Source organism: Burkholderia sp. MSMB1588 (assembly GCF_001546925.1).
In the GTDB taxonomy this organism is placed as follows: Bacteria; Pseudomonadota; Gammaproteobacteria; order Burkholderiales; family Burkholderiaceae; genus Burkholderia; species Burkholderia humptydooensis.
Window position 1 is genome coordinate 3361704 of record NZ_LNJS01000001.1, and the last position, 24179, is coordinate 3385882.

General features: G+C 67.8%; 31 protein-coding genes and 1 riboswitch. Of the genes, 1 reads left to right on the forward strand and 30 read right to left on the reverse strand.

The window, feature by feature from the left end; all coding sequences use genetic code 11:
• Positions 1-123: 123 nt before the first annotated feature.
• Positions 124-870, reverse strand: a complete 747-nt coding sequence (locus WS92_RS27050) for a Nif3-like dinuclear metal center hexameric protein (RefSeq protein WP_009913764.1) — start codon at positions 868-870, stop codon at positions 124-126.
• 21 nt (positions 871-891) lie between these two features.
• On the opposite strand from WS92_RS27050, the gene WS92_RS27055 reads away from it, so the two are divergent.
• A complete protein-coding gene (locus tag WS92_RS27055; protein WP_009913766.1) occupies positions 892-2100 on the forward strand; it encodes a Do family serine endopeptidase in 1209 nt (402 codons plus the stop codon).
• Positions 2101-2162: 62 nt separating this feature from the next.
• Here the strand turns inward: WS92_RS27055 and tatC are convergent, their stop codons facing one another.
• The 29 genes from tatC to WS92_RS27200 all read right to left on the reverse strand — a co-directional run bounded on the left by tatC (position 2163) and on the right by WS92_RS27200 (position 23732).
• Complete coding sequence (gene tatC / locus WS92_RS27060) at positions 2163-2945, reverse strand: twin-arginine translocase subunit TatC (protein WP_059929032.1); 783 nt, start codon at positions 2943-2945, stop codon at positions 2163-2165.
• 38 nt (positions 2946-2983) lie between these two features.
• Entirely contained in the window at positions 2984-3511 is a 528-nt protein-coding gene (gene tatB, locus WS92_RS27065) for a Sec-independent protein translocase protein TatB (protein WP_059929035.1), read from the reverse strand.
• Positions 3512-3537: 26 nt separating this feature from the next.
• Entirely contained in the window at positions 3538-3771 is a 234-nt protein-coding gene (gene tatA / locus WS92_RS27070) for a Sec-independent protein translocase subunit TatA (RefSeq protein ID WP_009913767.1), read from the reverse strand.
• A gap of 87 nt (positions 3772-3858) precedes the next feature.
• Positions 3859-4224, reverse strand: a complete 366-nt coding sequence (locus tag WS92_RS27075; protein WP_015601620.1) for a histidine triad nucleotide-binding protein — start codon at positions 4222-4224, stop codon at positions 3859-3861.
• 28 nt (positions 4225-4252) lie between these two features.
• Entirely contained in the window at positions 4253-4642 is a 390-nt protein-coding gene (locus WS92_RS27080; protein WP_006029360.1) for a DUF4870 family protein, read from the reverse strand.
• Between the two features lie 52 nt (positions 4643-4694).
• Positions 4695-5063, reverse strand: a complete 369-nt coding sequence (locus tag WS92_RS27085) for a phosphoribosyl-ATP diphosphatase (protein ID WP_006029359.1) — start codon at positions 5061-5063, stop codon at positions 4695-4697.
• Positions 5060-5473, reverse strand: a complete 414-nt coding sequence (hisI, locus tag WS92_RS27090) for a phosphoribosyl-AMP cyclohydrolase (protein ID WP_009913768.1) — start codon at positions 5471-5473, stop codon at positions 5060-5062. Before hisI ends, WS92_RS27085 begins: the two co-directional genes overlap by 4 nt.
• Positions 5473-6246: an imidazole glycerol phosphate synthase subunit HisF gene (hisF, locus tag WS92_RS27095; RefSeq protein ID WP_059929094.1), complete on the reverse strand. Its 774-nt coding sequence runs from the start codon at positions 6244-6246 to the stop codon at positions 5473-5475. Before hisF ends, hisI begins: the two co-directional genes overlap by 1 nt.
• An 82-nt stretch (positions 6247-6328) precedes the next feature.
• Complete coding sequence (hisA, locus tag WS92_RS27100) at positions 6329-7084, reverse strand: 1-(5-phosphoribosyl)-5-[(5-phosphoribosylamino)methylideneamino]imidazole-4-carboxamide isomerase (protein WP_009888536.1); 756 nt, start codon at positions 7082-7084, stop codon at positions 6329-6331.
• A gap of 166 nt (positions 7085-7250) precedes the next feature.
• Positions 7251-7892 carry an imidazole glycerol phosphate synthase subunit HisH gene (hisH, locus tag WS92_RS27105; protein ID WP_059929038.1) on the reverse strand — a complete coding sequence of 214 codons (642 nt, stop codon included), beginning with the start codon at positions 7890-7892 and terminating at the stop codon, positions 7251-7253.
• Positions 7889-8509 (reverse strand): YchE family NAAT transporter, encoded by a 621-nt coding sequence (locus WS92_RS27110; protein WP_006029354.1) that lies wholly within the window; start codon positions 8507-8509, stop codon positions 7889-7891. Before WS92_RS27110 ends, hisH begins: the two co-directional genes overlap by 4 nt.
• Before the next feature lie 66 nt (positions 8510-8575).
• The gene (gene hisB / locus WS92_RS27115) at positions 8576-9163 is read right to left on the reverse strand and encodes an imidazoleglycerol-phosphate dehydratase HisB (protein WP_009913773.1); all 588 of its coding nucleotides are present in this window, start codon (positions 9161-9163) and stop codon (positions 8576-8578) included.
• Positions 9164-9227: 64 nt separating this feature from the next.
• Positions 9228-10298 (reverse strand): histidinol-phosphate transaminase, encoded by a 1071-nt coding sequence (gene hisC, locus WS92_RS27120; RefSeq protein ID WP_059929041.1) that lies wholly within the window; start codon positions 10296-10298, stop codon positions 9228-9230.
• Positions 10299-10450: 152 nt separating this feature from the next.
• On the reverse strand, positions 10451-11788 hold the full coding sequence (gene hisD, locus WS92_RS27125) for a histidinol dehydrogenase (RefSeq protein WP_059929044.1): 1338 nt from the start codon (positions 11786-11788) through the stop codon (positions 10451-10453).
• A gap of 40 nt (positions 11789-11828) precedes the next feature.
• Positions 11829-12485, reverse strand: a complete 657-nt coding sequence (gene hisG, locus WS92_RS27130; RefSeq protein ID WP_006029350.1) for an ATP phosphoribosyltransferase — start codon at positions 12483-12485, stop codon at positions 11829-11831.
• On the reverse strand, positions 12482-13831 hold the full coding sequence (murA, locus tag WS92_RS27135) for a UDP-N-acetylglucosamine 1-carboxyvinyltransferase (protein ID WP_015602075.1): 1350 nt from the start codon (positions 13829-13831) through the stop codon (positions 12482-12484). Before murA ends, hisG begins: the two co-directional genes overlap by 4 nt.
• A gap of 13 nt (positions 13832-13844) precedes the next feature.
• Positions 13845-14084 carry a BolA family protein gene (locus WS92_RS27140; RefSeq protein WP_006029348.1) on the reverse strand — a complete coding sequence of 80 codons (240 nt, stop codon included), beginning with the start codon at positions 14082-14084 and terminating at the stop codon, positions 13845-13847.
• Between the two features lie 72 nt (positions 14085-14156).
• Positions 14157-14912 carry an ABC transporter permease gene (locus WS92_RS27145; protein WP_006029347.1) on the reverse strand — a complete coding sequence of 252 codons (756 nt, stop codon included), beginning with the start codon at positions 14910-14912 and terminating at the stop codon, positions 14157-14159.
• Positions 14909-15835 carry an ABC transporter ATP-binding protein gene (locus tag WS92_RS27150; protein ID WP_015601785.1) on the reverse strand — a complete coding sequence of 309 codons (927 nt, stop codon included), beginning with the start codon at positions 15833-15835 and terminating at the stop codon, positions 14909-14911. The genes WS92_RS27145 and WS92_RS27150 overlap by 4 nt, the downstream gene beginning before the upstream one ends.
• Positions 15836-16136: 301 nt before the next feature.
• Complete coding sequence (locus WS92_RS27155; RefSeq protein ID WP_006029345.1) at positions 16137-16406, reverse strand: STAS domain-containing protein; 270 nt, start codon at positions 16404-16406, stop codon at positions 16137-16139.
• A complete protein-coding gene (locus WS92_RS27160; RefSeq protein WP_015602206.1) occupies positions 16403-17035 on the reverse strand; it encodes an MlaC/ttg2D family ABC transporter substrate-binding protein in 633 nt (210 codons plus the stop codon). The genes WS92_RS27155 and WS92_RS27160 overlap by 4 nt, the downstream gene beginning before the upstream one ends.
• 114 nt (positions 17036-17149) lie before the next feature.
• On the reverse strand, positions 17150-18097 hold the full coding sequence (locus tag WS92_RS27165) for an MlaA family lipoprotein (RefSeq protein ID WP_015601666.1): 948 nt from the start codon (positions 18095-18097) through the stop codon (positions 17150-17152).
• A gap of 47 nt (positions 18098-18144) precedes the next feature.
• The gene (gene mlaD / locus WS92_RS27170; protein ID WP_041861565.1) at positions 18145-18690 is read right to left on the reverse strand and encodes an outer membrane lipid asymmetry maintenance protein MlaD; all 546 of its coding nucleotides are present in this window, start codon (positions 18688-18690) and stop codon (positions 18145-18147) included.
• A gap of 12 nt (positions 18691-18702) precedes the next feature.
• Positions 18703-19470 carry a lipid asymmetry maintenance ABC transporter permease subunit MlaE gene (gene mlaE, locus WS92_RS27175; protein WP_006029341.1) on the reverse strand — a complete coding sequence of 256 codons (768 nt, stop codon included), beginning with the start codon at positions 19468-19470 and terminating at the stop codon, positions 18703-18705.
• A complete protein-coding gene (locus WS92_RS27180) occupies positions 19467-20285 on the reverse strand; it encodes an ABC transporter ATP-binding protein (RefSeq protein WP_006029340.1) in 819 nt (272 codons plus the stop codon). Before WS92_RS27180 ends, mlaE begins: the two co-directional genes overlap by 4 nt.
• 102 nt (positions 20286-20387) lie before the next feature.
• Positions 20388-21488: a thiamine phosphate synthase gene (gene thiE, locus WS92_RS35295; protein WP_141668091.1), complete on the reverse strand. Its 1101-nt coding sequence runs from the start codon at positions 21486-21488 to the stop codon at positions 20388-20390.
• Positions 21485-22300, reverse strand: a complete 816-nt coding sequence (locus tag WS92_RS27190; protein WP_006029338.1) for a thiazole synthase — start codon at positions 22298-22300, stop codon at positions 21485-21487. The genes thiE and WS92_RS27190 overlap by 4 nt, the downstream gene beginning before the upstream one ends.
• Before the next feature lie 51 nt (positions 22301-22351).
• Positions 22352-22549 (reverse strand): sulfur carrier protein ThiS, encoded by a 198-nt coding sequence (gene thiS, locus WS92_RS27195; RefSeq protein WP_015601118.1) that lies wholly within the window; start codon positions 22547-22549, stop codon positions 22352-22354.
• A 49-nt stretch (positions 22550-22598) separates the two neighbouring features.
• On the reverse strand, positions 22599-23732 hold the full coding sequence (locus WS92_RS27200) for an FAD-dependent oxidoreductase (protein ID WP_059929047.1): 1134 nt from the start codon (positions 23730-23732) through the stop codon (positions 22599-22601).
• 225 nt (positions 23733-23957) lie between these two features.
• Positions 23958-24091, reverse strand: a riboswitch (TPP riboswitch).
• Positions 24092-24179: the final 88 nt, after the last annotated feature.

Below are 24179 nucleotides of genomic sequence, written 5' to 3' on the forward strand. Positions count from 1 at the left end.
ATACCTCCTGAAGCTATTATTAATCAAGGGTTTCCCCGAGCTATCGAGATTCCCGTTCCGATAATTTGCGAAATGTACGCCGCATCGCATTTTGTTTAGGATGCAGTGCGACAATTTGTTCGATTAAACCGGGTTATGAATATCGATAAAGATATGCTCGAGGTCAAAACGCTCCGATAAATGCTGACCGAGCGCCTGGATGCCGAAACGCTCGGTTGCATGGTGCCCCGCCGCAACGAATGCAACGCCGCTCTCGGCCGCCGCATGCGTCACGTGCTCGGACACCTCGCCCGTCAGGAACACGTCGGCGCCCGCGTCGATCGCCGCGTCGAAGTAGCTCTGCGCGCCGCCCGTGCACCACGCGACGCGGCGCAGTTGCTGGTCCGAATCGCCGAGCACGAGCGGCGTGCGGCCGAGCGTATTCTCGACCTTCGCGGCGAAGTGCTCGAGCGTGACGGGCATCGACAGCGTCGCGAGCCAGCCGAGGTCCTGGTCGCCGAAATGCGCGTCGCCGATGAGGCCGAGGCGCTCGCCGAGCTGCGCGTTGTTGCCGAGCTCGGGATGCGCGTCGAGCGGCAAGTGGAACGCGAACAGGTTCAGGTCGTTCGCGAGCAGGCGCTTCAGGCGCTGGTACTTGCGTCCCGTGATTTGCGGCGCCTCGTTGCGCCAGAAGTAGCCGTGATGGACGAGCACCGCGTCCGCGCCCCATTCGAGGGCGCGATCGAGAAATGCGAGCGAAGCCGTCACGCCGGTGGCGATTTTTTCAATCTTTCGACGGCCCTCCACCTGGAGGCCGTTCGGGCTGTAGTCCTTGAACCGCCCGATTTCGAGGGTATTGTTCAAGTACAATTCAAGTTCGATCCGATCCATATAAACCTCTAGTATCTTCAAATGCTTAGACGCTTCTGGCTGTTCTTCGCCCAAGCGGTGACGGTGCTGCTCGCACTGATGTTCATCGTGGCGACGCTCAAGCCGCAATGGCTCCAACGGCAGGGCCAACTCGGCAAACAGCTCGCGGCGCCGATCGTCGCGCTGCGGGAAGTCGCGCCCGGCGTCGGCGGCGCGCCTGCTCAATCCTCGTATGCGGACGCCGCGCAAAAGGCGATGCCCGCCGTCGTCAATGTGTTCTCCAGCAAGGACGGTTCGTTGCCGCCCGATCCGCGCGCGAAGGATCCGCTCTTTCGCTATTTCTTCGGCGATCGCAACGCGCGCCGGCAGCAGGAGGAGCCCGCGGCCAACCTGGGGTCGGGCGTCATCGTAAGCTCGGAGGGTTACATTCTAACGAACCAGCACGTCGTCGACGGCGCGGACCAGATCGAAGTCGCACTCGCCGACGGCCGCACGGCCACCGCGAAGGTGATCGGCAGCGATCCGGAAACCGATCTCGCGGTGCTCAAGATCAACATGACGAACCTGCCGACGATCACGCTCGGCCGCTCGGACCAGGCGCGGATCGGCGACGTCGTGCTCGCGATCGGCAACCCGTTCGGCGTCGGCCAGACGGTCACGATGGGGATCATCAGCGCGCTCGGGCGCAACCACCTCGGCATCAACACGTTCGAGAACTTCATCCAGACCGACGCGCCGATCAACCCGGGCAACTCGGGCGGCGCGCTCGTCGACGTGAACGGCAACCTGCTCGGCATCAACACGGCGATCTACTCGCGCTCGGGCGGCTCGCTCGGCATCGGCTTCGCGATTCCCGTGTCGACCGCGCGCAACGTGCTCGAGAGCATCATCACGACGGGCACCGTCACGCGCGGCTGGATCGGCGTCGAGCCGCAGGACGTGACGCCCGAGATCGCCGAATCATTCAGCCTCGCGCAAAAATCGGGCGCGATCGTTGCGGGCGTGCTGCAGGGCGGCCCGGCCGACAAGGCGGGAATCAAGCCGGGCGACATTCTCGTGTCGATCGACGGCGAGGAAATCACCGACACGACGAAGCTGCTGAACGTCGTCGCGCAGATCAAGCCCGGCACGCCGGCGAAGGTGCACGTCGTGCGCAAGGGCAAGGAGCTCGACGTGACGGTCGTGATCGGCAAGCGGCCGCCGCCACCGAAGCAGGCGCTCGACGAGCAGAACAGCGACGAGGAGGAGTGAGCGCCGGCGAGACCGGCAGGCACCAATCCCGGTCGCCCGCCGACGCCCGCCAATGACGCCCGTCAGTTCGCCGCGGCCTTGCTCTCGTCCTCATCCTTCGCGGGCGGCTTCACGAAAAGCCGTGCCGCGATGATCCCGGCCTCGTACAGCAGCACGAGCGGCAGCGCGAGCATCAGTTGCGAGAACACGTCGGGCGGCGTCACGACGGCCGCGACGACGAACGCGCCGACGATCACGTACGGCCGGATTTCCTTGAGCTTGCGCACGGTCAGCACGCCCATCCGCACAAGCAGCACGACGACGATCGGCACCTCGAACGTCACGCCGAACGCGACGAACATCCCGAGCACGAAGCTCAGGTAATTGTCGATGTCGGTCGACATCTCGGCGCCGAGCGGCGCGTTGTAGTGCGCCATCACGCGGAAGATCGTCGGAAACACGAGGAAGTACGCGAACGCCATCCCGCAGAGGAACAGCACATAGCTGCTGCCGACGAGCGGCAGGACGAGCTTCTTCTCGTGCTGATAGAGCCCAGGAGCCACGAACGCCCAGATCTGGTACAGCACGACCGGCAGCGCGATCACGAGCGCGACGAGCATCGTCACCTTCATCGGCACGAAGAACGAGCCGGTGACGTCGGTCACGATCATCTTGCCGCCCTTCGGCAGGTTCTCCATCAGCGGCCGCGCGAGCAGCCGGAAGATGTCGGGCGCCCAGTAGACGAGCCCGAGGAACACGACGATCACGGCCACGCCCGCCCGGATGATGCGGTCGCGCAGTTCGACGAGATGGGAGATGAAGGTTTCTTCCGGACCTTCGTCCGGATTGTGCTGGGGGTCGCTCACACCGGCCCTCGGTTGAAATGACTAGCGCGAATCATCGATCAGAAGAAACGCGCGGGACGGCGCAGGCTCGACTGCTGATGCCGCGCAACACGCGCGGCGCCCGACTGCACCTGCGTGCGACGCAACGTTGCGCGCTTGTACCAGACGGGCGTCGCCGTCTTCTTCACGCGCCAGTTGCGGCGCTTCGCCGGCGCGGCGGCGACAGTGCGCCACGACGCTCCGTCGGACACCGCGGCCAGGCCGCCGGACGCGTCGGCGGCAGCCGGATCGCCCGACGACACCGCCGAATTCCACGCGGCGTTCAGATCGCGCTCGTGCTCGCGCAGGTTGTCGTGGATCGTGTTCTCGACGTTGTGCGCGGCCTGCTCGAAATCGCTCTTCATCGTGCGCAGCGCATCGAGTTCGATCTCGCGCGAGACTTCCGCCTTCACGTCGTTGATGTAGCGCTGCGCGCGCCCGAACAGCGCGCCCGCCGTGCGCGCGACGCGCGGCAGCCGCTCGGGGCCGAGCACGACGAGCGCGACGACGCCGATCAGCGCCATCTTCGAAAGACCGAGATCGAGCATCGCGACGCTCCGTCAGTTTCCGCGCGTCACGCCTTGTTCGAATCCGACGAACGCGCCGCATCCTTCGCGTCGACGTTCACCGAGCCCGAGCGCGGCAGTTGCTGCGGGTCGGCGGGCGTTTCGCTCTCCTTCATGCCGTCCTTGAAACCCTTGACCGCACTGCCGAGATCGTTGCCGATGTTGCGCAGCTTCTTCGTGCCGAACACCAGCGCGACGATCAGCAACACGATCAGCCAGTGCCAAATACTCAATCCGCCCATGATGAAACTCTCCTAAACCTCGCCGGTCTCGCGGCGCAAATCGCCGGCCCGTGCCGGCTTCGTTCGGATGACGGGCCACCCGCCATCTCATCCCATCCGGCGCCACGGACGCGGCCCGGCCAGAATATGCGCGTGCAGGTGATAGACCTCCTGCCCGCCGCCCGGCCCGGTATTGATCACCGTCCGGAACCCGGTTTCGCCGCCCGTATACGCGCAGCCCAACTGCTCGGCGAGCCGCGCGACGAGAACCATCATTCTACCAAGCAGCGGCGCGTCGTCCGCGGTGACGGCGGACAGCGTCGCCATATGCTTGCGCGGTATCACGAGCACGTGCGTGTCGGCCGCGGGCCGGATGTCACGGAAGGCGACGAACTCGTCGTCCTCGTGCACTTTCGTGCTCGGAATCTCGCCTGCCGCGATCTTGCAGAACAGGCAGTTCGGGTCGTGACTCATCGCGCTCCCCGACGCGTTCCCCGCGGCGTCAGAACCACGCCTGCGGATCGAGCGTCTTGTTGTCGTTCAGGTACAGCCAGCCTTTGATGATACGGTACAGCGTCCAGATCCACACCGCGCCCAGCACGATGAAGCCGATCCCGACGAACAGCAGCGCAAAGCCGATCAGATACGCGATCAGCGCGCGCCAGAACGTGCGGATCTGCCATTCGAAATGCGCCTGATACGCGGTGCCGACCGCATCGTCGCGCTTCACGTAGTTGATGATGATCGCGACGATGCCCGTGATGCCGCCCGTCAGCCAGTGAATCGCGTACAGCAGATAGAGGATGTGCGTCAGCGTGCGCAACGATTGCTGGCGTTCGCTCTCGGTCGCGCCCTGGTACGACGGCGGAAATTGGTTCGGCGACTCCGGCATGATGCTATTCCCCTTTGATGACAAATCTGGCGCGGCGTGCGGCCGCATCGGCTCACCCGCCGTTTTCCTCGCGCTCGCGGCGCTTGCGCAGCGCCTTTTCCTCGATGCCCGACATCCCTTCACGGCGTTCGAGCTCGGCGATCACGTCGGCGGGGCTCAGGTCGAAATGCGACAGCGCGACGAGGCAGTGGAACCACAGGTCCGCAACCTCGCCGACGAGCGCGGACGGCGCGCCGCCCTGGCGCACGTCCTTCGCGGCGAGCACGACTTCCGTCGCTTCCTCGCCGATCTTCTTCAGGACCGCGTCGTCGCCCTTGTCAAAGAGGCGCGACACGTACGATTGCTCGGGATCGCCGCCCTTGCGGCTGTCGATCACGGCGGCCAGGCGCAGCAGCGTGTCTTCGATCGTCGATTGCGTCATTTGTAGATATGTTCGGGATCTTTGAGCACCGGATCGACCGCGACCCATTCGCCGTCGTCGACGGTGCCCTCGAATTTCTGGAAAAAGCACGAGCGCCGGCCCGTGTGGCACGCGATGCCTTCGACCTGCTCGACCTTCAGCAGTACGACGTCCTCGTCGCAGTCGAGGCGCACCTCGCGCACGTGCTGCACGTGGCCCGATTCCTCGCCCTTGAACCACAGGCGCTGCCGCGAGCGCGAGTAGTACACCGCGCGCTTCAGCTCGATCGTCTTCGCCAGCGCATCGCGGTTCATCCACGCGAACATCAGCACGTCGTTCGTCGCCGCGTCCTGCGCGATCACCGGCACGAGGCCGTTCGCGTCCCAGCGGACCTTGCCCAGCCAGTCGCCCGGCTTCGCTCGTTCGTTCATCACAACCTCACTGCAATGCCGCGCGCGGCCATGAAACGCTTCGCCTCGCCGACCGTGTGCTCGCCGTAGTGGAAGATGCTCGCGGCGAGCACGGCGTCCGCGTGGCCTTCGGTGATGCCGGCCGCGAGGTGCTCGAGCGAGCCGACGCCGCCCGACGCGATCACGGGCACGGGCACCGCGTCCGACACCGCGCGCGTGAGCGCGAGATCGAAGCCCGCCTTCGTGCCGTCGCGGTCCATGCTCGTCAGCAGGACCTCGCCCGCGCCGAGCTCGGCCATCTTGCGCGCCCATTCGACCGCGTCGAGGCCCGTGCCCTTGCGGCCGCCGTGCGTGAAGACTTCCCAGCGCGGCGGCTCGCCGTCGGCCGACACGCGCTTCGCGTCGATCGCGACGACGATGCACTGCGAGCCGTACTTGTCCGCGGCGTCGCGCACGAGCTGCGGATTGGCGACCGCCGACGAGTTCATGCTGACCTTGTCCGCGCCGGCGTTCAGCAGGCGCCGCACGTCTTCGACCGCGCGCACGCCGCCGCCCACCGTGAGCGGAATGAACACCTGCGACGCGACCGCCTCGATGATCGGCAGGATCAGGTCGCGGCCGTCCGACGTCGCGGTGATGTCGAGGAACGTGAGTTCGTCGGCGCCTTGTTCGTCGTAGCGCCGAGCGATCTCGACAGGGTCTCCCGCGTCGCGCAGTTCGACGAAATTGACGCCCTTGACGACGCGCCCGGCGGTCACGTCGAGACAGGGGATGATGCGTTTAGCTAGAGCCATGATGTTGCGCGGCATGCCGCGGGTAATGCCGCCCGCGCGGAGCGGACGGCTTGGCGAAAAGGCGTCGTGCCGAGACGGCGCGTCAGGCGTCGTCGAGCTCGCCGTTCAGTTCGTCCGCGCGCTTTTGCGCGGCGGCGAAATCGAGGTCGCCCGAGTAGATCGCCCGGCCGCAGATCACGCCTTCGATGCCCTCGTCTTCCACTTCGCAGAGCTTCTCGATGTCGACGATGTTCGACAGGCCGCCGCTCGCGATCACCGGAATGCCGACCGCCTGCGCGAGCTTCACTGTCGCCTCGATGTTGATGCCCTGCAGCATCCCGTCGCGGCCGATGTCCGTGTAGACGATCGACTCGACGCCGTAGTCCTCGAACTTCTGCGCGAGATCGATCACTTCGTGGCCCGTGAGCTTGCTCCAGCCGTCGGTGGCGACCTTGCCGTCCTTCGCGTCGAGGCCGACGATGATGTTGCCCGCGAACGCGCTGCACGCGTCGCGCAGGAAGCCCGGGTCCTTCACCGCCGCCGTGCCGATGATCACGTACGACAGGCCCGCGTCGAGATACTTCTCGATCGTCTCGAGGCTGCGGATGCCGCCGCCGAGCTGCACGGGGATTTCGTCGCCGACTTCGCCGAGGATCGCCTCGATCGCCTCGAGATTCTTCGGCTTGCCGGCGAACGCGCCGTTCAGGTCGACGAGATGCAGGCGCCGCGCCCCGAGATCGACCCATTTACGGGCCATCGCCGCGGGATCCTCGGAAAAAATCGTTGCCTGGTCCATATCGCCTTGTTTGAGGCGCACACACTGACCGTCTTTAAGATCGATGGCCGGAATCAGCAGCATAGCAATCGGGTGTTGTCAGGGAAAAATGAAGAGATCAAAAGGCGTGCGCCGGCCCATCCGGCGCGATGCCGTCTCGCTAGTTTAGTACAACTCTTTCTGCGTATCCGCTCGCGAAGCCCGTGCGGCGGGCGTTTTGCGCGCGCCGGGTGTGGCTCTCGCGCCACGTTCAGGGGTTCCAGTGAACAAAATTCCGGTACAGCCGCAGCCCCACTTCGGCGCTCTTTTCCGGGTGAAATTGGGTCGCGAAGAGGTTGTCGCGCGCAACTGCGGACGTGAAGACGTCGCCGTACCGGGTTTCGCCCGCAGTGTGCGCCGGGTTGTCCGGCACCACGTAATAGCTGTGCACGAAATAGAAATACGCATCGTCCGGCACGCCTTCCCATAACGGGTGCGGCTGCGTCTGACGCACCCGGTTCCAGCCCATCTGCGGCACCTTGAAGCGCGAGCCGTCGTCCTGCAGCCGGCCTTCGAGGTCGAACCGCAGCACCTTGCCGGGCAGCAGGCCGAGGCCCTTCGTGTCGCCTTCGGCGCTCCAGTCGAACAGCATCTGCTCGCCGACGCACACGCCGAGGAGCGGCTTCGTGCGCGACGCCTCGACCACCGCCTCCCGCAGCCCGGACTCGCCGAGGCACCGCATGCAGTCGGGCATCGCGCCCTGGCCCGGCAGCACCACGCGGTCCGCCGCGCGGATCGCTTCGGGCCTGTCGACGATCTTCACGTCGGCCGAGGGCTCCGCCTTCATGAGCGCCTGCGCGACCGAGCGCAGGTTGCCCATTCCATAATCCACAATCGCAATCGAAGTTTTCATGTCAGTGCAGGCAACAATGCCTTCAGTCCGTCGACGATGAATTCCACCGCCAGCGCCGACAGCATCAATCCCATCAGACGCGTGACGATGTTGATGCCGGTGCGGCCGATCCAGTGCGCGATCGGCTCGGCGAGCCGCATCGCAAAGAAACAGATGAGCGCGAGCGCCGCGCCGATCGCGACGAGCCCGAGCCGGTCGTACCAGTGCCGGGCGTTCGCCGCGTAGACGATCGCCGTGCTGATCGAGCCCGGCCCCGTCAGGAGCGGAATCGCGAGCGGCACGACGGCCACGCTGTTCTTCGACTCCGCCTCGTCGCGCTCCTCGGGCGTCGACCGGGTATTGCCGATCTGCGCGTTCAGCATCGAGATCGCCATCAGCAGCATGATGATCCCGCCGCCGACTTCGAGCGAGCCCACCGAGATTCCAAAGAAATCGATGATCTGCTGGCCGAGCAGCGTCGTCACCGCGATCACGCAGAACACCGAGACCGCCGCGATGCGGATCGTGCGCCGCCGCTCGGCTTCCGCCTGCTGGGCGGTGAGGCTCAGAAAAAACGGCACAGCGCCGAGCGGATTGATCAGCGCGAGCAGGGAAATGAACGATTTGAGCAGATCCATCGCAAGCCGGCGCAGCCGCCGCGGCCAGTGGGGTCGCAATAAGGTCGTTTCGGCTCCGGCCGGAAATCAGAGGCTGCCCTTCGTCGACGGAATCTGCCCCGCCGCGCGCTCGTCAAGCTCCACCGCCATCCTGAGCGCGCGGCCGAACGCCTTGAACACGGTCTCGAGCTGATGGTGCGCATTGACGCCGCGCAGGTTGTCGATATGCAGCGTCACGCCCGCATGATTGACGAAACCGCGGAAGAACTCGATCGACAGGTCGACGTCGAACGTGCCGATCCGCGCGCGCGTGAACGGCACGTGGAATTCGAGGCCCGGACGCCCGGAGAAGTCGATCACGACGCGCGACAGCGCCTCGTCCAGCGGCACGTACGAATGGCCGTAGCGGCGGATGCCCTTCTTGTCCCCGACTGCCTTTGCAACGGCCTGGCCGAGCGTGATGCCGACGTCCTCGACCGTATGGTGGTCGTCGATGTGCGTATCGCCATGCGCTTCGATGTCGAGATCGACGAGACCATGGCGCGCGATCTGATCGAGCATATGGTCGAGGAACGGGACGCCCGTCGCAAGCTTCTGCTTGCCGGTGCCGTCGAGGTCGAGCTTCACACGGATCTGCGTTTCGCTGGTGTTGCGAACGACTTCCGCCACGCGCATGGTGATTCCTTGCATTGACTGAGGTAAATGGGGGACGGGAAAGACAGCGCCCCGGCGTGGCCCGTCAGGGCAGCGCCAGCTTCAGTGCGGCCAGCAGGCGCGCGTTTTCTTCGGGAGACCCAACCGTTACGCGCACGCAATTGGCGAGCAATGGGTGCATTTTACTCACGTTTTTGATCAATACCCGCTCGGTCAAAAGGATGTCGAACACGGCGGCCGCGTCCGGCACCCGCACGAGCAGGAAATTGCCCGCGCTCGGGAACACGGTCGCGCCCGGCAGCGCGCCGATCGCGTGCGCGAGCGTGGTGCGCGCGTCGCGTAGCTGCGCGGCCTGCGCGTCGAGCACGTCGAGCCGCTCGAGCAGAAACCCGGCCGCCGCCTGCGTCAGCACGTTCACGTTGTACGGCGGGCGCACCTTGTCGAACTGCGCGAGCCACGCGGGCAGCCCGGCCAGATAGCCCAGGCGGATGCCCGCAAGGCCGAGCTTCGACATCGTGCGCATCACGACGACGTTGTCGAACTCCGCCGCGCGCGGCAGCCAGCTACGCTGCGCGAACGGCTGGTACGCCTCGTCGATCACGACGAGGCTCGTGTTGGCCGCCGCGACGATCCGCTCGATGTCCTCGTCCGGGTACAGCGTGCCCGTCGGGTTGTTCGGGTATGCGAGATAGATGAGCGCAGGCCGGTGCTCGGCGATCGCCGCGAGCATCGCGTCGACGTCGAGCGTCAGGTCCGCGCGAAGCGGCACGCCGACGAACTCGAGCTGCGCGAACTTCGCCGACAGCTCGTACATCACGAAGCCCGGCACCGGCGCGAGCACCTTCGCGCCCGGCTTCGCGCACGCCATCGCGAGCATGCTGATGATCTCGTCCGAGCCGTTGCCGAGCAGCACGTCGCATGCGGTGGGCACGCCCATCACGGCGCGCAGCCGGTCGATCAGCGCGGCGGGACGCGGCGCCGGATAGCGGTTCAGCGCGACGTGCGCGAGCCGCTCGCCGAGCTCGGCCGCGAGCGGCGCCGGCAGCGAATACGGGTTCTCCATCGCGTCGAGCTTCACGAAGCCCGTCGCGTCCGGCACCGGGTAGCTCGTCATCGCGAGCACGTCGCGGCGGATGATGTCTTCTGGCGTAGTCATGGCGGCAACGGCGCGCGGGCGCCGGCATGGCCCTGGCCGAGGCGCTCGCGCGGCGCATCGGTCGCGCCGCGCGAGCCGCCTCGCCAGGCAGTCTCGGGTTGTCGTCTTTTTGGGCTGGTCTCGTCTCGCGCAACCTGCGCGCTGGCTTACCGTTAGCCTTTCTGGCGGTCGCCCGCCCCTTTCATCCGATACTCGGCGCTCTTCGCGTGCGCCTGCAATCCCTCGCCGTACGCGAGCTCGGACGCGATCTCGCCGAGCGTGTGCGCGCCTTCGGCGCTCACCTCGATCACGCTCGAGCGCTTGAAGAAATCGTACACACCGAGCGGCGACGAGAAGCGCGCGGTGCGCGACGTCGGCAGCACGTGATTCGGGCCCGCGCAGTAGTCGCCCAGGCTCTCGCTCGTGTAGCGGCCGAGGAAGATCGCGCCCGCGTGGCGGATCTGCTTGCCCCATTGGTGCGGCTCGAGCGCGGAGATCTCGAGGTGCTCGGGCGCGATGTCGTTCGCGATCTTGCACGCCTCGGCCATGTCGCGCACCTTGACGAGCGCGCCGCGCCCTTCGAGCGATGCGCGGATCACGTCCTCGCGCGGCATCGTCGGCAGCAGCTCGTCGATCGCCCTCTCGACGCGCTCGATGAACGCGTCGTCCGGGCACAGCAGGATCGATTGCGCGAGCTCGTCGTGCTCGGCCTGCGAGAACAGGTCCATCGCGACCCACGACGGATCGGTCGTGCCGTCGCACAGCACGAGGATCTCGGACGGCCCGGCGATCATGTCGATGCCGACCGTGCCGAACACGCGGCGCTTCGCCGATGCGACATACGCGTTGCCCGGCCCGCAGATCTTGTCGATGGCGGGCACCGTTTGCGTGCCATACGCGAGCGCGGCCACCGCCTGCGCGCCGCCGATCGTGAACACGCGATCGACGCCGCCCAACAGCGCCGCGGCGAGCACGAGATCGTTCTTCACGCCGTCCGGCGTCGGCACGACCATCACGATCTCGCCGACGCCCGCGACGCGCGCCGGAATCGCGTTCATCAGCACCGACGACGGATACGCCGCCTTGCCGCCCGGCACGTACAGGCCGACGCGATCAAGCGGCGTCACCTTCTGGCCGAGCACGGTGCCGTCGGCCTCGGTGTACTGCCAGCTATGGCTGCCGCACTCGATCTTCTGCTTCTCGTGGTAGCCGCGCACGCGCGCGGCCGCCGCCTCGAGCGCCGCGCGACGCTTCGGCTCGAGGCCCTCGAGCGCCGCTTCCAGCTCGCCCTGCGGCAGCTCGAGCGCCGCGACGCTTGCCGCGTTCAGCCGGTCGAAGCGATTCGTGTAGTCGAGCACCGCGGCGTCGCCGCGCGCCTTCACGTCCGCAAGAATCTGCGCGACCGAGCGCTCGATCGCGTCGTCTTCGCTCGCCTCGAACGCGAGCACCGCGCGCAGTTCGGCCGCGAAGCCTTCGCTTGCCGAATCGAGTTTGCGTATCTTGATAGCCATGCTGTCATCCGTTCCGGTAATGCGCCGAAAACCGTCTGGGTCAAGCGCCGCTACGCTGCGACGCGCGTTCGAACGCGTCGAGGAACGGCTTCAGCGCGGCGCGCTTCAGCTTCAGCGCGGCCTGGTTCACGACGAGGCGTGACGAGATCGGCATGATCTCCTCGACCTCGACCAGATTGTTCGCCTTCAGCGTGCCGCCCGAGCTGACGAGGTCGACGATCGCGTCGGCCAGGCCGACGAGCGGCGCAAGCTCCATCGAGCCGTACAGCTTGATCAGGTCGACGTGCACGCCCTTCGCGGCGAAGTGCTCGCGCGCCGTTTCGACGTACTTCGTCGCGACGCGCAGCCGCGCGCCCTGGCGCACCGCGTTCGCGTAATCGAAGCCCGCGGGCACCGCGACCGACATCCGGCAGCGCGCAATGTTCAGATCGATCGGCTGATACAGCCCGCCGCCGCCGTGCTCGAGCAGCACGTCCTTGCCGGCGACGCCGAAATCGGCCGCGCCGTACTCGACATAGGTCGGCACGTCGGTCGCGCGCACGACGATCACGCGCAGGTTCGGATCGGTGGTCGGCAGGATCAGCTTGCGCGAGGTCTCCGGGTCCTCGGCGACCGTCACGCCCGCCGCCGCGAGGAGCGGCACGGTTTCCTCGAAGATACGCCCTTTCGACAACGCCAGCGTCAGCGGTGCGGTCATGCTTCGCTCCCTGAAATGCGGCGCACGTTCGCGCCGACGGCCGTCAGCTTCGTCTCCATCCGGTCGTAGCCGCGGTCCAAATGATAGATGCGGTCGACGAGCGTCTCGCCTTCCGCGCAAAGGCCGGCGATCACGAGGCTCGCCGACGCGCGCAGGTCGGTCGCCATCACGCTCGCGCCCGAGAGCGTCGGCACGCCTGTGACGAGCGCCGTGTTGCCGTCGACCGCGATGTTCGCGCCGAGGCGGTTCAGCTCCTGCACGTGCATGAAGCGGTTCTCGAAGATCGTCTCGGTCACGTGCGCGGCGCCCTGCGCGACCGCGTTCAGCGCCATGAACTGCGCCTGCATGTCGGTCGGAAACGCCGGGTATTCGGACGTGCGGATCGCGACCGCGCTCGGCCGGCGGTCCATCCGCACGCGCAGCGTGTCGATGCCTTCGTCGATCGTCGCGCCTGCTTCGCGCAGCTTGTCGATCACCGCGTCGAGGATGTGCGCGCGCATGCCCGTCAGCGTCACGTCGCCGCCCGCCGCCGCGACCGCGCACAGGAACGTGCCCGCCTCGATCCGGTCGGGAATCACCGCGTGCGTCGCGCCGTGCAGGCGCTCGACGCCCTGGATCACGAGCCGGTCGGTGCCGATGCCGTCGATCTTCGCGCCCATCGCGACGAGCAGATGCGCGAGGTCCGTCACTTCCGGCTCGCGCGCGGCGTTCTCGATCACCGTCTCGCCGTCGGCGAGCGTCGCCGCCATCAGCAGGTTCTCGGTGCCCGTCACGGTGATCATGTCGGTGACGATGCGCGCGCCCGCAAGGCGCTTCGCGCGCGCCTCGATGTAGCCGTGCTCGATGTGGATCTCGGCGCCCATCGCCTGCAGGCCCTTGATGTGCTGGTCGACGGGCCGCGCGCCGATCGCGCAGCCGCCCGGCAGCGACACCCTCGCGTAGCCGAAGCGCGCGAGCAGCGGGCCGAGCACGAGGATCGACGCGCGCATCGTCTTCACGAGCTCGTACGGCGCAACCGGATTGTCGACGCGCGATGCGTCGAGCACGACGCGCGCGCCGTCCGTCTCCTCGCGCATGCCCATCTGGCCGAGCAGCGCGAGCGTCGTGCGCACGTCCTTCAGGTTCGGCACGTTATCGAGGCGCACGGGCTCGGCGCTCAGCAGGCCCGCGCAGAGGATCGGCAGCGCGGCGTTCTTCGCGCCCGACACGGCGATCTCGCCGGCGAGGCGCCGGCCGCCGTCGATCGCGAGCTTGTCCGTGCCATGCGCGTGCGCTTCCCGATTGCCGGCCGGGGTTGCCGTGGCGACGCGCTCGACGGCGTCGCGTTCGTTGACGGTGACTTGCACTGACTGTTTCCGTTTATGCGTTCTGCCATTCGGCGGGCGTCAGCGTCTTCATGCTGAGCGCGTGGATTTCCTGCTTCATGCGATCGCCGAGCGCCGCGTAGACGAGCTGATGCCGCTGGATCGGCCGCTTGCCCTCGAACGCGGGCGACACGATCGTCGCGAAGAAATGCTGGCCGTCGCCTTCGACTTCCAGATGCGTGCAGGCAAGGCCCGCCTCGATGTATTGCTTGACCAGTTCGGGAGTCGGCAACATGAAATGCTCCTGTCAGTACGCGCGGGGCCGCCCGGCGCGCGCGGCGACGCGGCGCGCGGCCGTCGTTTCATATCAATGACGCAGTTTGTAGCCGGTGGCGAGGAGCCGCATCGCGATCAGCGCGAGCAGCACGAAGAAGCCGGCGACGACCGAAAGGCTCGCGAGCGGATTCACGTCGGCAATGCCGAAGAACCCGTAGCGGAAGCCGTCGATCATGTAGAAGAACGGGTTGAGCCGCGACACCTCGCGCCACACGGGCGGCAGCGAATGCGTCGAATAGAACACGCCCGACAGGAACGTGAGCGGCATGATGAGGAAGTTCTGGAACGCGGCGAGCTGATCGAACTTCTCGGCCCAGATCCCGGCGATCAGGCCGAGCGTGCCGAGGATCGCCGAGCCGAACAGCGCGAACGCGACGATGTAGACGGGCGCGGCGAAGCTCATCGGAATGAACCAGATCGTGACGACGAACACGCCCGCGCCGACCGCGAGCCCGCGCACGACGGACGCGAGCACGTAAGCGCCGAAGATGTCCGCGTGCGACAGCGGCGGCAGCAGCATGAACACGAGATTGCCCGTGATCTTCGACTGGATCAGCGACGACGAGCTGTTCGCGAACGCGTTCTGCAGCACGCTCATCATCACGAGGCCGGGCACGAGGAAGCTCACGTACTCGACGCCCGGATACACGTCGACGCGGCCCGTCAGCGCGTGCCCGAAGATCGTCAGATAGAGGAGCGCGGTGACGACGGGCGCGAGCACCGTCTGGAACGACACCTTCCAGAACCGCAGGATTTCCTTGTAGAACAGCGTGCGAAACCCGCTCATGCCAACCCCTCGATCACATCGGCGCCGTTCATCACCTGCACGAACACATCCTCCAGATCGGCCTTGCGGATCTCGATCTCGTCGAAGCCGCAGCCGGCCGCGCGGCATAGCGACAGAATCCGCTCGACCTCGTCGTAATCGGTGATCCGCAGCAGATGCTCGGGCGCCGCGGCGGGCGCGGGCTCGGCCTCGAGCGCGCGCAGCTCGGCGGGCAGCGCGCCGCGCGACAGCCGCACGAACAGTTGCAGCCCCGAGAAACGCTGCAGCAGCGTGCGCGTGCGGTCGAGCGCGACGACTTCGCCGCGCCGGAGCATCGCGATGCGGTCGCAGAGCGATTCGGCTTCCTCGAGATAGTGGGTGGTCAGCACGATCGTGTGGCCTTCGCGGTTGAGTCGCGAGATGAACTTCCACAGCGTCTGGCGCAGTTCGACGTCGACGCCCGCCGTCGGCTCGTCGAGCACGATCACGGGCGGCCGGTGCACGAGCGCCTGCGCGACGAGCACGCGCCGCTTCATCCCGCCCGACAGCGCGCGCATGTTCGCGTCGGCCTTGTCGGTAAGATCGAGGTTCGCCATCACTTCGTCGATCCAGTCGTCGTTGCGGTGCAGCCCGAAGTAGCCGGACTGGATGCGCAGCGTCTCGCGCACCGTGAAGAACGGATCGAACACGAGTTCCTGCGGGACGACGCCGAGCGCGCGCCGCGCCGCCCGGAAATCCTTGACGACATCGTGGCCGCGCACCGCGATGGTGCCTTCGTCGGCGCGCGCGAGGCCGGCGAGAATGCTGATGAGTGTGGTCTTGCCTGCGCCGTTCGGGCCGAGCAGACCGAAAAACTCGCCTTCCTCGACCGACAGGCTGACGCCCTTGAGCGCCTGAAGCGACTTGTAGCGCTTCTTGACGTGACGGATTTCTATGGCTGACATGACTGAGCGCGGCACGACGGCCGCAGCGCCTTCTTTATGCTCGATGCGAAAGGGGAAATGGGGACCGTTCGGCAGTCCCGCAAAACGGTTGATTATAGGGCAAACCGGCCCGGCCGGCCGGCGTGGGGAACCCGGAGTCGACGCCCGGACGCGCGACGCGCGCCGCGAATGCGTCGAGCCGCGCTTTGCGCGCATCGGTCACGCCCGGCCCGGCTGGCGGCGGGCGCGCGCCCTGTCGATCAACGGAACGGAGCGGGCTCGCAAACGGCGCGGCGGCCGCAGGCGAGCCCGGACGCGGGCGTCAATGTCGCCCGGAGAGAAGCGTATCGACGCCGTACGCCTGCGCGAGGCTCGCGAGCTTCGGCGGCAGGTTGACGATGTCGAGCGTCACCCCGCGCGCCCGCGCGGCGCGCTGCCACGCGAGCAGCACCGCGAGCGCCGACGAATCGAACTGCGCGAGCGCGCCGCAGTCGACGGCGGTCGCGCCCGCGTCGATGCGCGCGAGCCCTTGCGCGAGCGCGGCCTTCGCGCTCGCGTGGGTCAGCGTCGCGCCGGAGTCGAAGCGGCTCACGATGCCTGCTTGCCCGAGGCAAGCTGCTGGTTGCGCTCGGTCAGGAACTGGATCAGGCCGTCGACGCCGCTTTGCTGGATCTTCTCGCTGAACTGCTGCTGGTAGGTCTGGATCAGCCAGGCGCCCAGCACGTTCAGGTCATAGACGCGCCAGCCCTGCGTCGTCTTGTACAGACGGTAGTCGATCTGCACCGGCTGGCCGTTGTTCATCGCGACCGTGCGCACGACGACGTCGGTGGCGTCCGCATCGGCGCGGAACGGCGGGTACTGAATCTGCTGGTCCGGCTTCAGTTGCGCGAGCGCGCCCGAATAGGTGCGGATCAGCAGTTGCTTGAACTGCTCGATCACCTGCTGCTGCTGGGCGGGCGTCGCGGTGCGCCAGTTGCGGCCCATCGCGAGCTGCGTCGTGCGGCGGAAATCGGTGTACGGCAGGATGTCCCTGTTGACGATCGTCATGATGCGGGCGGTGTCGCCCTGCTTGATCGTCTGCGCGCGCACCTCATCGAGCACCTGCTGCGTCGCGGACTTGATGAGCGCCTGCGGGTTCGACTGGTCGACTTCCGCATGCGCGACGGCCGCGCCGAACGAGAACAGCGCGGCAAAAACGGGGATCAGGAACAGTTTCTTCATAGGTATGACCTGCTTGTGTGAGTCGATGCCAGACTTGGAACCCTCGGCCGCCGCGCAAGTTCGCGCCGGCCGCCGTCAGAATCGTTTCCGGCTGTAACCGATGTAAGTGCCGGATCAGTGCAGCCGGATGCTCGGCAGACGAATGCCGCCCGGCGACGGCGGCACGACCTGCTGCGCGGGCACGTTGGTCGCGCTGCCCGGATTCGGCGCCGAGGCCGTTGCCGGCGTGCCCGACCCCGCCGCGGCAGGCGCCGCGCCGGAGGCCGCCGATGCCGCGGCCGCGCCGCTCGCGGGCGCCGCGGCGCCCTCTTCCGGCATCTCGTAATTCGGCGGCGGCGCTTCGTTGCCGTAATCCGGCAGGTTCGACTGCGCGCCCGTGCTGCCGCCGATCAGCGCCTGGCGGCGCTGCAGGTACGCATTGCGCACGAACGAATACTTGTCGATCGCGGCCGCCTCGAGCACGTCGCCCGCGCCCAGCAGGTTCGCGCGTGTGTTCACGAGGTTCAGGCCGAACAGGCCCCAGCTCACGCTGTCGGGCCGCACGTAGGTGAGCGGGTTGCCCGCGTAGTCGACGGCGAGGCCCGCCGTATCGCGCACCGTGCTCGGGCCGAGCAGCGGCAGCACGAGGTACGGGCCACTCGGCACGCCGTAGTGGCCGAGCGTCACGCCGAAGTCGTTCGCGTGCTTCGGCAGCTTCGCGAGCGTCGCGACGTCGAACAGGCCGCCCACGCCGAACACCGTGTTGATCACGACGCGCATGATGTCGCCGACGCCGTCGGCGATCTTCAACTGCACGAGGTTGTTCGCGGCGATGTAGACGTCGCCGATGTTCGAGAAGAAGTTCGTCACGCTGTCGCGCATCGGCTGCGGCACCGCCCACTGGTAGCCGCGCGCGACCGGCTTGAGCGCGTACTGGTCGACCTTGTCGTTGAACGTGTACATCGTCCGGTTGAAGCCTTCGAACGGATCGCCCTTCGTCGGCGTCTGGACCGTCGCGCAACCGCTCAATGCCGCGGCGGCCGAGATCGCCAGCACCGCGCGGCTGATGCGGATCGTCTGCATGATGTTCTTCCCCTCGCTTCTGCTCTCGTATGCCGCTTGCGCGGCGTTCACTGTGCCGCCGCGCCCGACGCCGCCGGCGCGGGCGCAGGCGCCGGCGCGCCCGATGCGGCGGCGGCCGGCTTCGCGCCGCCCGCGTCCGCGGCCTTGCTGTACAGGAACTGGCCGATCAGGTTCTCGAGCACGATCGCCGACTGCGTCATCGTGATCGTATCGCCCGCCTTCAGCATTTCCGTGTCGCCGCCCGGATCGAGGCCGATGTACTGCTCACCGAGCAGGCCCGACGTCAGGATCTTCGCAGACGAATCCTTCGGAAACGGGTATTGCTTGTCGAGATCGATCGTGACGAGCGCCTGGTAGGTGTTCGTGTCGAAGCCGATCGTCTTCACCCGCCCGACCACGACGCCCGCGCTCTTGACGGCCGCGCGCGGCTTCAGGCCGCCGATGTTGTCGAACTTCATCTTCACCGCGTAAGTCGGCTGAAACGACAGCGAGCTCATGTTGCCGACCTTCAGCGCGAGAAACAGCAACGCGAGAAAGCCCAGCACCACGAAGAGGCCGACCCAGAAGTCGAGAGCAATCTTTTTCATCGTCATCCCAGAAAAGGCTTAGCTGAACATCAACGCGGTCAGCAGGAAATCGAGGCCGAGTACGGCAAGCGACGCGTACACGACAGTCTTGGTCGTCGCGTGCGACACGCCCTCGGGCGTCGGCTTCGCTTCGTAACCCTGAAACAGTGCGATAAACGTGACGGCGAAGCCGAACACGACGCTCTTGAGCACGCCGTTGCCGACGTCGGCCCACACTTCGACGCCGCCTTGCATCTGCGACCAGAACGCGCCGGGATCGACGCCGATCAGCAGCACGCCGACGATGTAGCCGCCGAGCACGCCCACCGCGCTGAAGATCGCCGCGAGCAGCGGCATCGCGATGACGCCCGCCCACATCCGCGGCGCGATCACGTTCTTCAGCGGATCGACGGCCATCATCTCGAGCGCGGTCAGTTGCTCGCCCGCCTTCATCAGGCCGATCTCGGCTGTGAGCGACGTGCCCGCGCGGCCCGCGAACAGCAGCGCCGACACGACGGGGCCGAGCTCGCGCACGAGCGACAGCGCGACGAGCAGGCCCAACGCCTGCTCGGAGCCGTAGCGGTTCAGCGTGTAGTAGCCCTGCAGGCCGAGCACGAAGCCGACGAACAGGCCCGACACGGCGATGATCACGAACGAATAATTGCCGAGGAAGTGGATCTGCTTCGTGACGAGCCGCGGCCGCCGCAACAGCGAAAAGAATTCGAGCACGACGCGCAAGAACATCCGGGTCGCATAGCCCGTGCGCCCGAGTCCGCCGATCACGAAACGCCCGATCGCGCTGATCATCTGCGCCCTCCGCCAAGTCCGAAGTCCGCCGCGAGCGGCTGGCTCATGTAGTGAAATTTGAACGGGCCGTCCGGCGCGCCGTCGATGAACTGGCGCACGCTCGGATCGGTCGACGCGCGCAGCGCGTCGGGCGTGCCCTCGGCCAGCACGCCGCCGTTCGCCAGGAAGTACACGTAATCCGCGATCGCGAACGATTCCGGCACGTCGTGCGTGACGAGAATCGACGTCGCGCCGAGCGCGTGGTTCAGCGTGCGGATCAGGTTTGCGGTGATGCCGAGCGAAATCGGGTCGAGGCCCGCGAACGGCTCGTCGTACATGATGAGCTGCGGGTCGAGCGCGATCGCGCGCGCGAGCGCGATGCGCCGCGCCATCCCGCCCGACACCTCGGACGGCATCAGGTCGCGCGCGCCGCGCAGGCCGACCGCGTTGAGCTTCATCAGCACGAGATCGCGGATCAGCTCTTCGGGCAGGTCGGTATGCTCGCGCAGCGCGAACGCGACGTTGTCGAACACCGACATGTCGGTGAAGAGCGCGCCGAACTGGAACAGCATGCCCATCTTGCGGCGCAGCGCGTACAGCCCGTCGCGCGTCTGCGCGCCGATGTCGGCGCCGTCGAACAGCACCTGGCCGCGGCGCGCGCGCACGAGCCCGCCGATCAGGCGCAGCACGGTGGTCTTGCCGCAGCCGGAACCGCCCATCACCGCGACCACCCGGCCGCGCGCGAAGCGCATGTTCAGGTTCGACAGGACGAGACGCTCGCCGTAGCCGAAATCGACGTCGCGAAGCTCTAGCAGGGACTCGGAGGAGGAGCTCACGGAGCTGACAATCCTTATACGCAGAACGCCGAATTATAGGGCCTGCATCGGAATGATGTCGTCAAGGCCGCTCACGCGCTCCAGTCAGAGATTGTCAAATTATCATGCGAAATTTTGCTGCATTGCAATAATCGCCGCCCGATAATCGTCCGCGCCCGTGATCGCACTGACGACGGCGGCGCTGCCGACGCCCGCCGCCAGCACCGCGCCGAGCGTGTCCACGGCGATTCCGCCGATCGCGACGAGCGGCGCCTGCGGACCCGCGAAGCGCGCGTAGCGCGCGAGCCGCGCGAGGCCCTGCGGCGGTGCGGCAACCGCTTTCGTCGCGGTCGCGAACACCGGGCCGAGCGCGAGGTAGCTCGGCTTCAATTGCAGCGCGACGAGCATTTCGTAGTAGCCGTGGCTCGACAGGCCGAGCCGCACGCCCGCCTGCGCGATCGCGCAAAGGTCGGCGGTCTCCAGATCCTCCTGGCCGAGGTGGATGCCGTACGCGCCCGCGTCGAGCGCGAGCCGCCAGTGATCGTTGATGAACACGCGCGCGTCCGGATGGCGGCGGCCCGCGGCGACGGCCCGCGCGACCTCCGCGCGCAGCGCGTCGGGCGACGCGTCCTTCACGCGCAACTGCACGGTCCGCACGCCGCAGTCGAGCACGCGCTCGACCCATTCGGCGCTCGGCAGCACCGGATACAGGCCGAGCCGCTGCGGGCACGGCGCAAACGCAGGCTCGGGCGCGGCGGGCACGCCGAGCACGCGCGGAAAGCGCGCCGGCTCGACGGGCCACGGATCGTCGCCGCGCGCCTCGTCGCCGTCGCGCCACGCGAGCGCGAGCACGAGCGCGTCGGGCGCGGCGAAGCCGCAATCGAGAAAGGCGGCGAGCGCCGCGATCCAGTCGTCGGCGAGCGGCGCGCGCGAGGCGAGCGCATGGCGCGCCGCGCCCGTGTGGAGCGTCGCCGACACGTCGTCGATGACGATCGCCTGCGCACCCGCCGCGGTCAGCCGCGCGAGGTGCGCGGCGTGCGCGCCGGCCTCGCCCGCGGTCGCGACCCACAGGTCGCCCGCACGCGGATGCTCGGGCGGCGCGAGACAGATTCGCGTGCGCGCATCGGGCCGCGGCCACACGCCGAGCGTCGCGCGAATCCGCTCGGCGGCTTCGGTGAGCTCGTCGGCGGGAGGCCAGAACGCGTCGGGCAGCGCGGCGCTCATGCGTGGCTCCCGTCCTGGTGCCAGAACGGCATGCCGACGACGGGCGTGCTCGCATGCGCGCTCTCGCGCGCATCCATCGGCCCCGCGAGATAGGCCGCGCGCCCCGCCTCGACGCCCCGCGCGAACGCGCGCGCCATGATTTCCGGATGCGTCGCCTGCGACACGGCCGTGTTCAGCAGCACGCCGTCGAAGCCCCACTCCATCACCTGGCACGCATGCGACGGCACGCCGAGCCCCGCGTCGACGATGAGCGGCACGTCCGGCAGCCGCTCGCGCAGCACGCGCAGCCCGTACGGGTTCACGACGCCCTTGCCGGTGCCGATCGGCGCGCCCCACGGCATCAGCGCCTCGCAGCCGGCGTCGAGCAGGCGCCGGCCCATCACGAGATCCTCGGTGCAGTACGGCAGCACCTTGAAGCCGTCCTTCACGAGCAGCGTCGCCGCCTCGATCAAGCCGATCGGGTCCGGCTGCAACGTGTAGTCGTCGCCGATCAGCTCGAGCTTGATCCAGTCGGTCCCGAACACCTCGCGCGCCATCTGCGCCGTCGTCACCGCCTCGGCCACCGTCTGGCAGCCGGCCGTGTTCGGCAACAGCGGCACGTCGTGGCGCTTGAGCAGGTCGAAGAAGCCGGCCTCGGCCCCGCCGGCGTTCATCTGGCGCCGCAGCGCGACCGTCACCATGCCCGGCCGCGCGGCCGCGATCGAATCGGACAGCGATTGCAGCGACGGATAGCGCGACGTGCCGAGCAGCACGCGGCTCGCGAAGGTTTGGCCGTGCAGCGTGAGCGTATCGGCGGAAGAAAGAGGCTTCATCGGAAGATCCTGTGGAAACGGGGGCGGGGGCGATGCTCGCGCGTCGGCGCGTCAGCCGCCCGCGACCGGATGCACGATGTCGAGCTTGTCGCCCGCGGCGAGTGCGCGCGCCGCATGCTGCGTGCGCGCGACGAACGCGCCGTTGACCGCGACCGCGAACGGCGGACGCGCGCCGTATGCGGCGAGCGCGTCGGCGAGCGTCGCGCCGTCGGGCAGCGAGAGCGTCTGTTGGTTGACCTGGATGTCCATGATGGCTGTCGATGTCGATGGATCGGATTTGACCGGATCGCCGGGCGGCTCACGCGCTCGCGTGCGCCGCCCGGTGCTGCAGCAGCGCCGGCCAGCGCGCGTCGCACCGCCACGCGGCGAACGTGTCGGCGTCCTTCACGGTGCGCTCGACGAGCGCCTGCGCGAAGCGGGCCGCGGCATCGGCGATTTCCGGCGCGATCATGAAACCGTGCCGGTACAGGCCGTTGACCGCGAGCGTCGCGCCGCCGTCCCAGACGAGCGCCGGACGATGGTCGGGCAGCGTCGGCCGGCACTGCGCATTGAGTTCGAGAATACGCGCTTCGCCGAACGCCGGATGCACCGAGAACGCGGCGCTCAGCAGCTCGAGCGCGGAGCGCACGCTGACGGGCGACATGTCCTCGCCTTCGATCTCGGTCGCGCCGATCACGTAAAGATCGTTCTCCTTCGGCGCGACGTAGAGCGGATAGCGCGGATGCAGCAGCCGCACCGGGCGCGTCAAGCCGATGCCGGGCGCATGCACGCGCGCGACTTCGCCGCGGATCCCGCGCAGCGCCGGCATCTGCGCTTTCGCGCCGAGCCCGCGGCAGTCGATCGTGATGCGCGCGGCAGGCGCGGCGTCGGGCGCGACGGCGACGTTCCAGTGCGCGTCGACGCCGCGCTCGGCGAGGCCCGCGGCGAGCGCGTGCAGCACCTGGCGGTTGTCGAGCTGGCCTTCGCGCGGCAGCAGCAGGCCGTGCGCGAAGCGTCCGGCGAGCGCCGGCTCGGCCGCGTCGACCTGCGCGCCCGCGAGCGTGACGAGGCCGCCGTCGAGCAGCTCGGCGCTCGCATTCGCGCGCACGCGGCGCTCGAAGAGCGGCGCTTCCGCCCGGTCCGCGTGGTGCCAGACGACGAGCGTGCCGTTGCGCTGGAAGAACACGGGCTCCGGCAGCTCGGCGAGCCAGCCCGGCCACCGATCGAGCGACGCGACGCCGAGATCGGTGATGAAGCGCTCGGCGCTTGCGGCTTCGGCGAGCGGCGCGAGCATCGCGGCCGCGATCCACGCGGCCGAGCCCGAGCCCGCCGCGTCGCCGCGCTCGTAGAGCGACACGCGGTGCCCCGCGCCCGCGAGGCGCCACGCGATCAGACGGCCGACGAGGCCGCCGCCCAGCACCGCGAAATCGGGTTCAGACGCACGCATGTTCATCGCATCCGTCCGCCGTGTTCGTCACCGGGGAGCGGCTCGCAGCGGGAGCCGGGGAAGCCGCCGCGGCCGACGGCTCGCAGCGACGCAAAAGAACTGAAGATTGCACGGTCATCGATACCTTCCGCCACGCGCGAAGTTGCGCACTCAAAAGGACGAAACCGGCGACTGAGGCCGGCCGGGACCGTGATGCGCGCGGCTCGCCGAAACGGCGGCGGCGGGCATGGCCCGGCGGGATCGGAAACTTCCCGCGCCGGTATTACCCGGATCGGGTGCGAAGGGTCTCTCTCAGCCTCGCCGCGCATCCGGCCCTGCCGATCCGGCAGGCCGGGGCGCGCAGCAAAGCACCCCTGTTTCGTCGGCGGTCATTAGACCATAAAAGCGGAAACGGCCGCAAACCTCGCGCTGCGGCAAATTCGCCCGCCGCGCGGCGGCGCTGGCACAATGCCG